The organism is Streptomyces sp. NPDC058051 (assembly GCF_042885475.1).
In the GTDB taxonomy this organism is placed as follows: Bacteria; Actinomycetota; Actinomycetes; order Streptomycetales; family Streptomycetaceae; genus Streptomyces.
The window spans coordinates 25,803-41,445 of sequence record NZ_JBHVRW010000025.1 but is presented as its reverse complement, the minus strand read 5'-3'; the positions used below and the strand labels follow the sequence as shown (position 1 = coordinate 41,445).

Genomic DNA, 15,643 nt, shown 5'->3' with positions numbered 1-15,643 from the left:
TCATCTGTGACCCACACCGAACTCACCGCCACCTCCCTCTCCACCTCCCTGCGCATCCCGCGCCCGGCGACGCCCTACCAGGGGGACATCGCCCGCTACTGGGACGGGGAGGCCAGGCCCGTGAACCTGCGGCTCGGCGATGTCGACGGTCTCTACCACCACCACTACGGCATCGGTGAGGTCGACCGCGCCGCCCTCGGCGACGGCGAGGACAGCGCGAGCGAGAAGAGGCTGATCGCCGAGCTCCACCGACTGGAGTCGGCGCAGGCCGATTTCCTCCTGGGACACCTCGGCGACATCGGGCGTGACGACACCCTGGTGGACGCCGGCTGTGGCCGCGGCGGTTCGATGGTGATGGCGCACCAGCGCTTCGGTTGCAAGGTCGAAGGTGTCACGCTGTCGGCCAAGCAAGCCGACTTCGCCAACCATCGTGCCCGTGAACTCCGCCTCCAGGACCATGTCCGCGCCCGCGTCTGCAACATGCTCGCCACGCCTTTCGAGACCGGGTCGGCCGCGGCCTCGTGGAACAACGAGTCGAGCATGTACGTCGACCTGCACGACCTCTTCGCCGAACACTCCCGCATTCTCTCGGTCGGCGGTCGCTACGTGACCATCACCGGCTGCTGGAACCCGCGGTACGGCCAGCCCTCGAAGTGGGTCTCGCAGATCAACGCGCACTTCGAGTGCAACATCCACTCGCGCCGAGAGTACCTGCGCGCCATGGCCGACAATCGCCTCGTGCCCCAGGCCATCGTCGACCTCACTCCCGACACCCTGCCCTACTGGGAGCTGCGGGCCACGTCTTCGCTGGTCACGGGAATTGAGGACGCGTTCATCAACTCCTACAAGGACGGGTCCTTCCAGTACCTCCTCATCGCGGCCGACCGCGTCTGACCTCCTGCTGACGGGGGAGGGCCCGCTCCGACGGAACGGGCCCTCCCCCGTGGCCATGCGGCTGGTTTCATCCCCCCGGCCTCCGTGGTCATCCTTCAGGTCCCCCACGCGACGACGCGTGGCTTCGGAGTGTGTGTTTCTCGCTCGAATCGGCAGTCTCCGAACCTCGCAGGCGGGTCTGCCCTTCAGGGTTCGCAACTCGCGGCGCAGTGCGATCCGTTGCAGGTCTCGCCGGGCGCCGCTCCCTCGGCCCGGCACGCCGGTCGTCTATCGTGATCAGCGGCAACTCCCGCACCCAGAGGAAGCGTTCATCCTGGTGACAGCGCACATGGCCACCCTCCGTCCTCTGCCGGATCTGCTCCGGGAGCATGCCCGGTGTCTCGGTACCAAGACCGCCTTCCAGGACGACCGTTCCCGTGTCACCTACGGGGAGCTGGAACTGCGAACCGGCCGGCTGGCGGGACATCTCGTCAGCCTCGGTCTGCGGCACGGGGAGCGAGCGGCGATCCTTCTGGGCAGCCGGGTGGAGGCCGTGGAGAGCGTGCTCGCCGTCGTCAGGGCGGGCGCGGTCGGTGTGCCGATGGACCCGCGGAGCACCACCGCCGAGTTGGCGCACCTGCTGGACGACAGCGGGGCCCGGGTCGTCTTCACCGACCGGTCGTCCCTGGGTCAGTTACTGCCGTTGCTGCCGGAGCGCCCCCGGCTGAGCGTGGTGCTCGTCCAGGACGCCGGGAAGCGAGACGGACCCCCCGCGGCGGGGGCGAGTGGCGGCTCGGCCGACGAAGCGGGCATGTTCCACTACGCGACTCTGGCCGCCACCGAGCCGCCCGTGCCGGCTCCGGATGATCTCGGGCTCGACGAGGTGGCCTGGCTCCTCTACACCTCCGGGTCGACCGGCCTGCCCAAGGGGGTGCTGTCCACCCAGCGCAACCGGCTGTCGTCGGTGGCGTCCGGGTTCGTCGCCGTCCTCGGCCTGTCGGCGGACGACCGTCTGCTCTGGCCCCTCCCCCTCCACCACGCCATGGGGCAGCTCCTGTGCGTTCTCGGGGTGACCGCGACCGGAGCGTCCGCCATGCTCCTGCCGCGGTTTTCCGCGACGGACGTACTGGGTGAACTGCGCCGGACCGAAGACCCGTTCACGCTGCTGGCCGGTGTACCGGCGACGTACGCCAAGCTCGTCGACGCCGTGGGGGACGACGGGCTGGGGGCACCCGCGCTGCGTGGCTGCGTCAGCGGAGGCGCGGCCGCCTCTCCCGCTTTCCAGCGGGCCTTCGAGGAAATCTGCCGGGCTCCGTTCCTCGATCATTACGGCAGCACCGAGGCGGGGCCCGTCACCATGACGGCACCGGGTGCCGCCCGGTCGGCCGGTTCCTGCGGCCGGGTGCTGCCGGGCACGCGGGCGCGTATCGGCGACGGCAGCGGCGTCGAGACCTCGGGCGAGGGCGAGTTGTGGGTCTCCGGGCCCGGTGTCATGGCCGGGTACCACCAGCGGCCCGACGACACCGCCGCGGTCCTGCGCGACGGGTGGTACCGCACCGGTGACCTGGCCCGGATCGGCGCCGACGGTGAACTCACCCTCACGGGCCGGGTCAGCGAGCTGATCATCCGGGCCGGGGAGAACATCCATCCTTCCGAGGTGGAGGCGGTGCTGCTTGCGCTGCCCGGAATCCGGGACGCCGCCGTGGCCGGCCTCCCGGACGACGTACTCGGTGAAGTCCCGGCCGCCTACCTGGTCCCGGCGGACGCCGGTGTCCTCGACAGGAGGGCGATTCTCGCCGCCTGCCGGGAACAACTCTCACCGTTCAAGGTGCCCGCCGCCCTCTACGAGGTGGACGCGATCCCGCGTACCGCCTCGGGCAAGGTCAGGCGGTACGCGCTGGCCGGCCTGTCCGCGCGTCCCCTGCCGGCCGGGGCCCTCACGCTGACGGATGCGGAGACGGTGGACCTGACGGCTCTGGTGCGGGCCGAGGTCGCCGCCGTGCTCGGCTGCGCCGTGGACGAGGTGGAGCAGGGCACCGCGTTCCGTGACCTGGGGCTGGACTCGTTGACGTCGACGGTGCTGTGCAACCGTCTGTCGGCGGCGACCGGTCTCCCGCTGTCCGAGGCCGCACCCTTCGACTTCCCCACCACGACCGAGCTCGCCGCGCATCTTCGGGCGCGGCTCACCGGTGGGGCGGCGACTGCCGCGCCCAGCCGTCCGGAAGGGGCCGGTCCGGACGAGGACCCCGTGGTCGTCGTCGGCATGGCGTGCCGCTTCCCGGGCGGCGTGCAGACCCCGGAGGACCTGTGGCGGCTGGTCGAGGACGGGACGGACGCCATCACTCCCTTCCCCACCGACCGGGGGTGGGACGTGGACGGGCTGTACGACCCGGACCCCGGGCGGGCAGGCCGCACCTACGTACGCGAGGGAGGCTTCCTGTCCGGCGTCGACCGCTTCGACCCGGTCTTCTTCGGGATCTCGCCCCGCGAGGCCCTGGCCATGGATCCGCAGCACCGGTTGCTGCTCGAAGTCGCCTGGGAAGCCTTCGAACACGCGGGGATCGATCCCGGCACGGTGCGCTCCACGCCGACCGGTGTGTACGCCGGACTCATGTACAGCGACTACGCCGGCCGTCTCGCCCGCACACCGGAACGTGTGGAGGGCTACCTCGGCATCGGCAACGCGGGCAGTGTCGCCTCCGGCCGTATCGCCTACACCCTGGGCCTGGAGGGGCCGGCGGTCACTGTGGATACGGCGTGCTCGTCGTCCCTGGTGGCCCTGCACCTGGCTGCCCAGGCGCTGCGCCGGGGCGAGTGCTCGCTGGCGCTCGCCGGGGGTGCCACCGTGATGTCGGCGCCCCTCTCCTTCGTCGAGTTCAGCAGGCAGCGCGCGCTGGCCCCCGACGGCCGCTGCAAGGCGTTCGGGGCGGCGGCGGACGGCACCGGGTGGGCCGAGGGCGCGGGCATGCTGCTGTTGACCCGGCTTTCGGAGGCCCGGCGGGCCGGCCACCGGGTCCTGGCCGTGGTGCGCGGTTCCGCGGTGAACCAGGACGGCGCGAGCAACGGTCTGACGGCGCCGCACGGACCGGCGCAGCAACGGGTGATCCGCCAGGCTCTGGCCGATGCCCGGCTGGCACCCACGGAGATCGACGCCGTGGAGGCGCATGGCACGGGCACCCGGCTCGGCGACGTCATCGAGGCGGAGGCTTTTCTGGAGGCCTACGGGCAGGCCGGCACACGGGACCACCCGCTGTGGCTGGGCTCGGTCAAGTCGAACATCGGGCATACGCAGGCGGCGGCGGGTATGGCCGCTGTGATGAAGATGGTCCAGGCGATGGCGCACGGCGTACTGCCGCGCACGCTGCACGCCGAGGAGCCGAACCCCGGCGTGGACTGGTCGTCGGGTGCGGTGTCGCTGCTGACCCGTTCGGTGCCCTGGCCCCGGACCGGGCGGCCCCGGCGGGCGGGTGTGTCGTCCTTCGGCATCAGCGGGACCAACGCGCATGTGGTGATCGAGCAGGCGCCGGTGGAGGAGCCGGGCGCCCCGGGCCGCCCGGACAGCGGATCCGCGGCTGCCCGGGTGGCCGCGGCCCCGGTGGCAGCCGTGCCGTTCCCGGTGTCGGCGAGGAGCGCCCCGGCGCTGCGGGCGCAGGCTCGGCGACTGCGCGCCCACGTGGGCGGACGCCCCGGACCGGACCTGCTGGACCTCGGTTTCTCCCTGGCCACGACGCGCGCCCATTTCGAGCATCGCGCGGTGCTGGTGGCCGCTGACCGCGAAGAACTGCTCGCCTCGCTCGACGCGGTGGCGGAAGGCCACGACCGGCCGGGCCTGAGCACGAGCGGCCCCCGCCCGGCGGGCACGGTCGTCTTCATGTTCACCGGGCAGGGCAGCCAGCGGGCCGGCATGGGCCGGGAACTCTACGAGACCCATCCCGTTTACGCCCGTTCCTTCGACGAGATCTGCGCACTGCTGGACCCACTTCTACCGAAGCCACTACGGGACGTGGTGTTCGCCGCCGAGAACGCCGAGGGTGCCGAGAGTGCCGAAGGACGCACGGGGAGCGCCGAAGGTGCTGAGGGTGCGGGGGATTCTGATGGTGCCGGGGATTCTGAGGGTGCCGGGGGTTCCGGGGGCTCGCGAGCGGGCGGGCTCCTGCACACGACGCGCTTCGCACAGCCCGCGCTCTTCGCTCTGGAGGTCGCCCTGTTCCGGCTGCTGGAGTCCTGGGGCGTACGCCCCGACATGGTGGCAGGGCACTCGGTCGGCGAACTGGCGGCGGCGCACGTCGCCGGGGTGCTGTCTCTTGCGGATGCCTGCACCTTGGTCGCGGCACGGGGCCGTCTGATGGACGCGCTGCCCACCGGTGGGGCGATGGCCTCGGTACAGGCCGACGAGAGCGAATTCATCGCGTACCTGGCGGGCGGACCGGACAGGGCGCGGGGGGTGGACATCGCGGCCGTGAACGGTCGCTCCGTGGTTGTCTCCGGGGACGAATCCGCAGTGCTGGGGGCCATCGCCCACTGGCGCGAACAGGGACGCGGGACCACCCGTCTGAGGGTGAGCCACGCCTTCCACTCGGCGCACATGGAACCCATCCTCGACGCCTTCGGCCGGGTCGCGCAGGGGGTCGCCTACTCCCGGCCGGAACTTCCCCTCGTCACCGCGGTGGCGGACCGGCCCGCCACCACCGAGGAGATCTGCTCGCCCCGGTACTGGACGGACCATGTACGCCGACCGGTCCGTTTCGCCGACACGGTGCGGTACCTGCGGGAGCGGGGCGCCACGCACTTCGTGGAGCTCGGCCCGGACAGTGTGCTCGCGGGCCTGGCACGCGACTGCCTCTCCGACCGCCACCCGACGGCCACGGCGAACACGGCGGCGACCACGCCCGGTGGCGGTGCGGACGGCCCCGCGCCTCTGGTCGTCCCGACGCTACGCGGCCCACGGCCGGAGGCCGGCGCGCTGCTCACCACGGTGGCCGCACTCCACGCCCACGGTGTGGACGTGGACTGGCACGCGGTCTTCGCCGGGCGCGGCGCACGGCGTACGGCGCTGCCCACCTACGCGTTCCAGCGCGAGCGGTACTGGCTGGAGGCGGACCTGCCGGGGTCTGCGGCGGAGCCCGCGGCCTCGTCCCACCCGTTCCTGCGAGCGGCGACGCCGACGGCGGACGACGACGGCCTGCTGCTGAGCGGCCGGCTGTCCCTGCGTGAGCAGCCCTGGCTCGCCGACCACGCGGTGCTGGACACGGTGCTCCTGCCGGCGACGGCCTTCGTCGACATGGCGATCCACGCCGGGGACCGGGCGGGAGCCTCCGTACTGGAGGAACTGACGTTGACGGCACCGCTTGTGCTGTCCCTCGACGAGACGGTCGAGCTTCAGGTGAAGGTGGCGCGAGCGGACACGGACGGGCGCCGGGCCGTGGTGTTCCACGCACGGACGCACGCTCCCGGATTCGACGACGGCCCGTGGACCTGCCACGCCTCCGGAGTCCTGACCTCTGCGGACTTCGGCGCTCCGGAACTGCGGCCTTCCTCGGACGCGCCGTCTCCATGGCCTCCGGCGAGCGCCGTTCCGCTGCCGCTGGGCGCCGAGGCGGGTATCGGCCTCTACGAGGGACTTGCGCACGGCGGCCTCCGCTACGGTCCGGCCTTCCAGGGCCTGCGGGCGGCCTGGCGCCTGGGCGACGACCTCCTCGCCGAGGTCGGACTCCCGGAGGAAGAGCACGCAAACGCCCGCCTGTTCACCCTGCATCCGGCCCTGCTGGACTCGGCGCTGCACACGCTGACGCTCGATCAGGCCGTCCCGGACGGCGACGACGGCAGCGGAGGCGGGGCGGCATTGTCGCTCCCGTTCGCCTGGAGCGGTGTGCGGTTGTACGCGTCCGGCGCCCGCACCCTGCGCGTGCGGGTGTCCCGGGCAGAGGGGAACAGAGCCCGGCTGGAGCTGACCGACGGGACCGGGGCCCTCGTGGCCACGGTGCGCTCGCTCGCCCTGCGGCCTCTCTCCCGCGAGCAGTTGAGCGGTGCACGTGCCCACCGTGGCTGTCTGTTCCGACTGGACTGGACACGTCTGCCGGATTCCCCCGCCGCGATGTCGGCGCAGCCGCCTCGGTGCGGACTCCTGGGCGAGCCCGCACAGGCGCTGAGCAACACACTCCGGAGGTCGGGCGTCCTGCCGACGGTCTACGCGGATCCGGCCTCGGCGGCAGCCGACGCACCGGCCGTCGTGGTCGCCTGCCCTCCGCTCACCGGAGTGGACGGACCGGACCGCGCATCGGCCGCACACCGTACGGCCGGCTGGGCGCTGCGGCTCGTACAGGACTGGCTCGCCGAGGATCGGCTCGCCAACTCACGTCTTGTCGTCCTTACTTCGGGCGTCGTCGCCTTCGGAGCGGAGCCGGACGGAAGCATGCGCAACGACGATGCCGCTCTCGTCCTCGCACCTGTCTGGGGGCTGCTCCGCTCGGCGCAGACCGAGAACCCGGGCCGCTTCTCACTGATCGATGTCGACGACCATCCCGCGTCCGCAGGGGCCCTGGCCCGAGCCTTGACGAGCCCCGAGCCGCAGACGGCCGTACGTCACGGTGTCGCGTACGTACCGAGACTGGTCCGCGCATCCCACGCGACAACGGCAAAGACAACGGCAACGGCCACGGCCACGGCCACGGCCAATGGTGCGCCACGTCGGCTGCACCCGGACGGCACCGTCCTGGTCACCGGGGGGTCCGGTTCCTTGGGCATGGCGTTCGCCCGTCACCTCGTGGTCGCGCACGGAGTGCGTCACCTGTTGCTCGTGGGACGGCGCGGAGCCGATGCGCCCGGCGCCGCCGAACTGTGCGCGGAACTCACCGAACGAGGCGCGGAGGTGACGGTGGCGGCCTGCGACGTCGCCGACCGTACGGCACTCGCCGCTCTGCTCGCGAGCGTGCCGGAGGCACACCCGCTGACCGGCGTGGTGCACACCGCGGGGGTCCTGGACGACGGCGTGGTCCCGGCACTCACCCAGGAGCGGCTGGACCGCGTGCTGCGGCCGAAGGTGGACGCGAGCCTCGCCCTGCACGAGTTGACCCGGGGCAACGACCTGGCGGTGTTCGCCCTGTTCTCGTCGGTGGCCGGGGTGTTCGGCTCCGGTGGCCAGGGCAACTACGCGGCGGCGAACTCGTTCCTGGACGCGCTGGCACAGCACCGCAGGGCACTCGGACTGCCCGGCACCTCTCTCGCCTGGGGGCCGTGGCAGCAGAGCGGTGGGATGACGGCCGGGCTCCGGGACACGGACCTGCGCCGGATGGCCCGTTCCGGATTCGTCCCGCTGCGGACCGAGGAGGGCCTTTCGCTCTTCGACACCGCCGTCGAAGGACAGGACCCCGTCCTGGTGGCAGCTCGTCTCGACCCGGCGGCAACCGGGGCACCTGAGGCGCCGCTGTCCCGTGTACCGGGCCGTGGGCCCGTACGGAGGGCCTCCGCATCGCTCACGGGGCCGGGCACCGAGGGCGAGGACTCTCTGCGCCGACGGCTGGCCGCCGTGCCCGCGGGTGAACGCGGTGTTCTGCTCCTCTCGCAGGTCCGAGCGGAAGCCGCCCTCGCACTCGGCCACGGCTCGGGGGATTCCGCAGTCGACGCGGACCGCGCGCTGGCGGAGCTGGGCCTCGACTCACTGGCCGCGGTCGAGCTGCGCAACCGGCTCGCAGCGCTGACAGGACTCGCCCTGCCGGCCACGCTCCTGTTCGACTATCCGACGCCGCGCGGGGTCGCCGCCCACCTGGAGGAACGCTGGTCCCACGGCGCCCCTGAAGCGCCCGGCCCCTTGGCCGCACCCGGCACAACCGGCACAACCGGCACAACCGGCACCGCAGCAGCCGGTACCGCCCCGGGCGGGGCCTCCCCCCGGTGGCAGGACGGTGCGACGGGAGGGACGTCGGCTCCGAAGGGCACAGGGTCCGACTCCTTGTCCGCGCTCTTCCGTACGGCGTGCGCCCGTGGCAAGGCATGGGACGGGATGGCCCTCCTGACGATCGCAGCACGCTTCCGTGAGGTGTTCGAGGACGCCGAGGACCTCGGCTCACCACCTTCGGCCGTCACCCTCGCGACAGGGGGCTCCGCCACCCGCCTGATCTGCTTCCCCGCCCTCAGCGCACTGTCAGGGCCGCACGAGTACGCCCGTTTCGGGCCGTCCCTCCAGGACCTGCGTCCGGTTTCGGTACTGCCGAACCCCGGCTTCCTGCCGCAGGAGCTGCTGCCCGCCACCCTGGACGCCTTCGTGGCGGCGCAGGCCGCCGCCGTGCGCGCGTGTGCGGGCGACGAGCCGTTCGTCCTGCTGGGGCGCTCGGCCGGCGGATGGGCGGCACACGCGGTCGCCGAAAAGCTGGAGAGCACGGGCCTGGTTCCGTCCGCCGTCGTCCTGATCGACACCTACCCCGGCGAGGACAGCGGCCTCGGCGGCAGGAGTGGCGACGGACCCGCGCTCTCGGCGATGACCGTCGGCATGCTGGACAACTCCGCACAGTTCGCCTCAGCCGAGACCGACCGGCTCACTGCGATGGCCGGCTACCTGGAGCTCTACGCCGGCTGGAAGCCGACGGCCCTGACGGCCCCCACCCTCTTCGTCCGGGCCGGGGACCGCTTGCCCGGCATCGAGGCGGCCGAGCCATGGAGCCTGCCGCACTCCGAGATCACCGTGCCCGGTGACCACTTCACCGTTCTGGAGGACCATTCCCGCACGACCGCCCTCGCCCTCCACACCTGGCTCTCCGAGCACCTCCGGGTGGACGCGGCAAGGAGCGCGTCCGAGGGCCAGGACGGGGAAGCCGGGCGGTAGTCGCGGAAGGAGGGCGGCCGGCAGCCGGTTCCGCCGGGGTCAGCCCGACGTCGGCGGCTTCTGCGCGTCGAAGGCGAAGAGAGTGTTCTTGGCCGCGGCCACGATCACCGCACCCCCCACGACGGTCACGCGCGGGCTTGCGCCCTGCTCGCCCGTCAAACCGTCGGCCTGCGGATCCGTTGTCCACAGGGATGTGCCATCGTCCGGCGACAGCGCGACCACCCGGCCGGTGGCCGAGCTGAAATACAGCGCGTCGGCCCCCGCCACAGGACCCGACGCGCCCTCCACGCTCGTCTGCCGGGACCACCGCTCCCGTCCGGTCGCGGGGTCGAGCGCCGTGACGAGACCGGTCTGCCCGCTCACGTAGACGGTGCCGCCCACCATGCCGGGCGTCCCCGCGTACGTCATGGCCAGTCGGGAGTACGTGACCTTCCGCGAGGCCGGATCGACCCGCGCCACCCCGTCGTACCCGGCCAGCGCCGTTCCCTCCATGCGCCCCTGAACGAGTACGAGCATGCCGTCGGCGACGCCCATCGGCACGACGGGGCCGTCAACCGCGATGGGCCTGCCCAGTGTTCCCGAGGCGCGGTCGAGCGTGTACAGGGTGGGGTGGCGCACCTCCAAGGCATCCACCTCCGCGTCCGTCGCGCACATCGCGAGGAGCTGCGGGCCCTCCGGGACGGGAGCGCACTGCGTACCCGCGGGGAACGACGTCGTCCAGGTGACCTCACCACTGTGCGCGTCCCGGGCCTCGAAGCGGGAGTTGGAGGCGTCGACCGTCACGACGGCGGAGCCGACCACGACGGCGTCCTGACTCCGACCCGTGACGGCCTGCGACTGGGCGCCGGACGGCACGGACCACAGCTCCCGGCCGTTGTTCGCGTCGACGGCCACCACCTCGCTGGGAGGGTCCTGCGGGGCGTCCTGGGCGGCGAAGCGGTAGCCGAGGACCGTGTCGTCGGTGGCGCCCACCATGTGCATGCCCTGGACGGGAACCCCCGGACTCTTCACCGTCCACACCCGCGAGCCGTCCTGGGCCCTGATACGGGTCGCGACCACACTGCCGCCCCCGCAGAACAGCGCGTCGCCGCGCGCGACGCAACGCAGTTCGTCGGGGATGTCCTCGCGACCGCCCTGCACAGTCTCGTGCCACGGCCCGAAGCCGTCCGGAAGTGCGGCACCCGGGGCCGCAACGCTGTTGCCCTTGTCGCCGCCGCTGACCTTGTCGCCGCCGCTGTTCCCCCCGAAGCCGCCGGCCTTCAGCGCGGCGGCTCCCCCGCCGATCGCTGCCACCGCGACCGCGGCCGCGAGCACCGGACGCCAACGGCGACGCAGACGGCGGCCGATGAGGGTGCCCGTGCTCCCTGTATCGGGACCGGCCGGGGCAGTCGGCGCCGGGGTGGCCCGCGTCGCGAAGTGATGCTGGGTGATCACGTCGCGGGTGCGGCCCACGCCGACCCCGTTCGCGTCGGTCCCACCGAGGTCGGCCGGCAGGTCCCGCAGCAGCACGAGGAGTTCGTCCGCCGAGGGGCGCCCCTCGGGCTCCTTGTCCAGGCACGACTCGACGACCGCGCGCAAACCCACCGGCACGGCATCCAGCGACGGCTCCTCGTGCACCACCTGATACGCCGTCATGTACGGGCTGTCCGCGTCGAAGGGCCCGCGGCCCGTCGCTGAGTACACCAGCAGCGTCCCCAGCGAGAAGACATCGGACCGCGGTCCCACACCACGCGGCGCCTGCAGTTGCTCCGGCGACATGAAGGGCGGCGTACCGATGACCCGCCCTGTCATCGTCAGCGTCTGCTGGTCCGCGGCGCGCGAAATGCCGAAGTCGATGACGCGCGGGCCCTCGGGCGAGAGCACGACGTTCGAGGGCTTCAGGTCACGGTGGACGACCCCCACCCGGTGGATGTCGCGCAGCGCCTCCGCCAGCCCGATGGCGAGCCTCCTCAGCTCCGCTCCGTTCAGCGGGCCTTCGGCCGCGATGCGCTGGGCGAGCGTGTGCCCCTCGATATAGGTCGTCGCCATCCACGGCTGCTCGGCCTCAGGGGCAGCATCGACCACGGCGGCGGTGAACGCGCCGCTCACCCGCCTGGCCGCCGCCACCTCCTGCCGGAAACGGATACGGAACTCGTCGTCCCCCGCGAACTGCTGGTGGATCAGTTTGATCGCGACAGGACGCCCCGAGCTCGTACGGGCCAGAAAGACCGTGCCCATGCCACCCGAGCCGAGACGCGCCTCAAGCGGATAACCGCCGATCTCGGCAGGATCACCTCCGCGCAGCGACACTCTTCCCGACCTCCCGTCCCCCGTGCACCTCTGCCGCACGGGCCTGCGTACCTGTCCTGCACACAAACTAGCCGCTGGGCAGTACGGCAGTGCAAAGCGGGTGACGAACAGGGAGCCCAAGGCTGCTCCCGTGCGCACATGACGAAGCGTCGACCACGGCGGCGGCCCGTCGACGGTTCGCCGCCGCGTAGTTCGCGGCCCGCGGCACGTTCCTCGCCGAGGAGCGGTACACGGCAGCACGTGAATGCGCCGACAGCGCCCCGCCGTGCCCGGCGAAGTGGCCGCCCGTCACGAGCAGTGAGCTGTGGAGCCGTGCGACCGCCGACCGCCGACCGCTACGACTCCGAGAAGCACATCTCCCTGTGGCGCAAGCCGGCTTGAGTCACGCACACAGCGTACGAGAGCACCGTTGCCGAGCTATGCGCCACGACGGACCCGGGCGGCCATCCGGGCCTCGGCGATCTGGCGGGCCTCAGCAGACCGGCGAGACTCGCCACCGCCGGCCCGCCCCGGGCGGGTGCCCAGACCGCGGAAGGGGGCGCCGCCGCGCTTCGGGCTCTCCGCGACCGGCCCGCTGCCGCCGACGGGGACACCGGAGGGAGCCTGGGCACCAGTGATGCGGCTCAGCTCGGCCTCGCCGGAGCGGACCTGTGTGATCTGCGGCCTGATGCCCGCTTCGGACATGAGACGGGCCATGTCCCGGCGCTGGCCGGGAAGGACGAGCGTGACGACGCGGCCGGACGCGCCGGCGCGGGCTGTACGGCCGCCGCGGTGCAGGTAGTCCTTGTGGTCGCCGGGCGGGTCGACGTTGACGACGAGATCGAGGTCGTCGATGTGGAGGCCCCGGGCCGCGACGTTGGTGGCCACGAGCGCCGTGACGTCGCCGGCCTTGAACCGTGCCAGGGTGCGGGTGCGCTGGGGCTGCGACTTGCCGCCGTGCAGCGCCGCGGCCTTCACGCCGCTGCTCAGCAGGTGCTTGGTGAACTGGTCGACAGCGTGCTTGGTGTCCAGGAACATGAGCACGCCTCCGTCGCGGGCAGCGATCTCGGTGGCGGTGGTGTACTTGTCGGCGCCGTGCACCTGCAGCACGTGATGCTCCATCGTGGTGACCGCTCCCGCCGACGGGTCGACCGAATGGACCACCGGGTCATGGAGGTAACGACGGACCAGAAGGTCGATGTTGCCGTCCAGCGTGGCCGAGAACAGCATGCGCTGGCCGCCGGGACGCACCTGGTCCAGCAATTCGGTGACCTGCGGCATGAAGCCCATGTCCGCCATCTGGTCGGCCTCGTCCAGGACGGTGATGTTCACCTGGTCCAGGCGGCAGCCCTTGCGTTCGATGAGATCCGCGAGGCGGCCAGGAGTCGCAACGACCACCTCGGCCCCGGCACGCAGTGCGCCGGCCTGCCTGCCGATCGACATGCCGCCGACCACAGTGGCCAGCCGCAGCTTCAGCAACTGGGCGTACGGGGCGAGGGCGTCGGTGACCTGCTGGGCCAGCTCGCGCGTGGGGACGAGGACCAGGGCCAGTGGCTTCCGCGACTCGGCACGCTGCCCGGCCGTGCGTACGAGGAGCGCCAGGCCGAAGGCGAGCGTCTTGCCCGATCCGGTGCGCCCGCGGCCCAGGACGTCACGCCCTGCGAGGGAGTTCGGCAACGTGGCGGCCTGGATCGGGAACGGCTCGTTCAGGCCGAGGTCGGTGAGCATCTTCAGCAACTCGACTGGCATGTCCAGCTCACCGAAGGTCGCGGCCGCGGGGAGGGCCGGGGTGACGGTGACCGGCAGCGCGAACTCTCCCTGTGGCGCGGAGGAGCGGCGCCCGGTATCGCCCGGGCCGGCGCCGGAGCGCCTCTGGTCCTGTGAGCGGAAACGGTCGTTCGTGCGAGCTGAACGGCTCATGGAGAACCTTCCTCAACGGGGCACGCATCGAGGAATTCCCGACAGGATGAGCCGGATGAATTGCAAGAACGAGCCGAATGCGACACCAAAAGAATTCCACCGGAATTCAGAAAGAAGAAATCCGGGGCCCCGCCGAAAGGCGGAACCCCGGCTGTCTCATACGCTCGACGTCAGGCGGGAGTGATGTTCTCCGCCTGCGGACCCTTCTGGCCCTGCACGACGTCGAAATTCACCTTCTGGCCTTCCTGAAGCTCACGGAAGCCCTGCGCGGCGATGTTCGAGTAGTGGGCGAAGACATCCGGGCCGCCGCCGTCCTGCTCGATGAAGCCGAAGCCCTTTTCCGAGTTGAACCACTTGACGGTGCCAGTAGCCATGTCACATCTCCTTGGGGGCAGTGCCCGCGGGCCCACACCGTGTGAACCCCTGCGTTGCCACAATGAACCCCGTCCGGATAAGCACCGGAGATACAAAAATGCCCAACGACATACAACCGCCAAGGCATTTGAAGTTTCGGGAACCACAACTGCAACTACAACACGAGTCTAGCACGGCAGAGACATCCGAACTATTTTCACCCGCGCCGTAAAGCATCAGCCTCGCGGCAGCACCGGATCAATATGTCGGCCGGCGCCAACTCACGTGCATATGGAACGTGAATTTTCGGATGAGCGGCGCGCCGGGCGGGTCGGCCGCCCGTGCCCCGCCGAGCCGACTCGCGTCACCGCCGCCGCTGCTCGGCGCGCAGCTCGAAGTCGCCGTAGCTGTTGTCGACCGGGTTGACCGTGACCCCGGGGGCGACGATCTCGTCGATGGCGTCGAGCACGTCGGCCGACAGCGTGACATCGGCGGCGGGCAGGAACGCCTCCAGCTGTTCCATGGTGCGGGGCCCGATGATCGCCGAGGTGACACCGGGGTGGTTGATCACGAAGGCGACGGCGAGCTCGATGAGCGTGAGGCCTGCCTTCTCCGCCAGGACAGCGAGTTGTTCGACGGCGTCGAGCTTGCGCTGGTTGGCAGGGGTGCTCATGTCGAAGCGGGCCTGGGGGCGGGCCGCAGAGGCGGGCCCCTCGGTGGCGTGCTTGCGGTAGCGGCCGGAGAGCCAGCCGCCGGAGAGCGGGCTGTAGGTGAGGGTGCCCATGCCATGGCGGCGCACGGTGGGCAGCACGTCCTCCTCGATGCCGCGGACCAGGATCGAGTACGGCGGCTGCTCGGTCACGAACCGCTCCAGGTTCCGTTCGCGCGAGACCCACTGGGCCTCGACGATCTCGGAGCCGGAGTAGGACGAGGATCCGATGTAGCGGATCTTGCCCTGGTGGACGAGGTCGGAGAGGGCACCGAGGGTTTCGGAGACGTCGGTGTCGGGGCTGGGGCGGTGGACCTGGTAGAGGTCGATGTGGTCGGTGCCGAGGCGCCGCAGGGAGTTCTCGACCTCGCGGATGATCCAGCGCCGCGAGCCACCTCGCTGGTTGGGGTCGTCCCCGTCCATCGGCATGAAGAACTTCGTCGCCAGGAACACGTCCTCGCGGCGGTCTTTCAGGGCCTTGCCGACGATCTCCTCCGAGACGCCGGCGGAGTACACGTCCGCGGTGTCGACGAAGTTGAGCCCTGCGTCGAGTGCGCGGTGGATGATCCGGATGGAGTCGGCCTCGTCCTCGTTGCCCCAGGGGCCGAACATCATCGCGCCCAGGCAGAGCGGGCTGACCTGGACGCCGGTGCGGCCGAGCGGTCGATAGTGCATGAAACGGTTCTCCTCGATCGTGTGGT

Annotated in this window: 6 protein-coding genes; 2 read left to right on the top strand and 4 right to left on the bottom strand. The window is 71.5% G+C overall.

The genetic code is table 11. From position 1 onward, the window contains the following. The first annotated feature begins 6 nt into the window (after positions 1-6). Both ACFVUT_RS30065 and ACFVUT_RS30060 read left to right on the top strand, forming a co-directional pair. Entirely contained in the window at positions 7-894 is an 888-nt protein-coding gene (locus tag ACFVUT_RS30065) for a geranyl diphosphate 2-C-methyltransferase (RefSeq protein ID WP_389655894.1), read from the top strand. Between the two features lie 328 nt (positions 895-1,222). Further along, entirely contained in the window at positions 1,223-9,691 is an 8,469-nt protein-coding gene (locus ACFVUT_RS30060; RefSeq protein WP_389655767.1) for a type I polyketide synthase, read from the top strand. Between the two features lie 39 nt (positions 9,692-9,730). Here the strand turns inward: ACFVUT_RS30060 and ACFVUT_RS30055 are convergent, their stop codons facing one another. The 4 genes from ACFVUT_RS30055 to ACFVUT_RS30040 all read right to left on the bottom strand — a co-directional run bounded on the left by ACFVUT_RS30055 (position 9,731) and on the right by ACFVUT_RS30040 (position 15,617). Continuing rightward, positions 9,731-11,980 carry a serine/threonine-protein kinase gene (locus ACFVUT_RS30055; RefSeq protein ID WP_389655765.1) on the bottom strand — a complete coding sequence of 750 codons (2,250 nt, stop codon included), beginning with the start codon at positions 11,978-11,980 and terminating at the stop codon, positions 9,731-9,733. A 417-nt stretch (positions 11,981-12,397) separates the two neighbouring features. Next, positions 12,398-13,879 (bottom strand): DEAD/DEAH box helicase, encoded by a 1,482-nt coding sequence (locus ACFVUT_RS30050; RefSeq protein ID WP_389655763.1) that lies wholly within the window; start codon positions 13,877-13,879, stop codon positions 12,398-12,400. Positions 13,880-14,049: 170 nt separating this feature from the next. Further along, positions 14,050-14,253: a cold-shock protein gene (locus tag ACFVUT_RS30045; RefSeq protein WP_389655761.1), complete on the bottom strand. Its 204-nt coding sequence runs from the start codon at positions 14,251-14,253 to the stop codon at positions 14,050-14,052. A 344-nt stretch (positions 14,254-14,597) separates the two neighbouring features. After that, entirely contained in the window at positions 14,598-15,617 is a 1,020-nt protein-coding gene (locus ACFVUT_RS30040; RefSeq protein WP_389655759.1) for an aldo/keto reductase, read from the bottom strand. Positions 15,618-15,643: the final 26 nt, after the last annotated feature.

Coding starts and splice junctions, on each gene's coding strand:
- ACFVUT_RS30060 (WP_389655767.1), top strand. CDS start 1,223: ATGGCCACCCTCCGTCCTCTGCCGGATCTGCTCCGGGAGCATGCCCGG.
- ACFVUT_RS30040 (WP_389655759.1), bottom strand. CDS start 15,617: ATGCACTATCGACCGCTCGGCCGCACCGGCGTCCAGGTCAGCCCGCTC.
- ACFVUT_RS30050 (WP_389655763.1), bottom strand. CDS start 13,879: ATGAGCCGTTCAGCTCGCACGAACGACCGTTTCCGCTCACAGGACCAG.
- ACFVUT_RS30045 (WP_389655761.1), bottom strand. CDS start 14,253: ATGGCTACTGGCACCGTCAAGTGGTTCAACTCGGAAAAGGGCTTCGGC.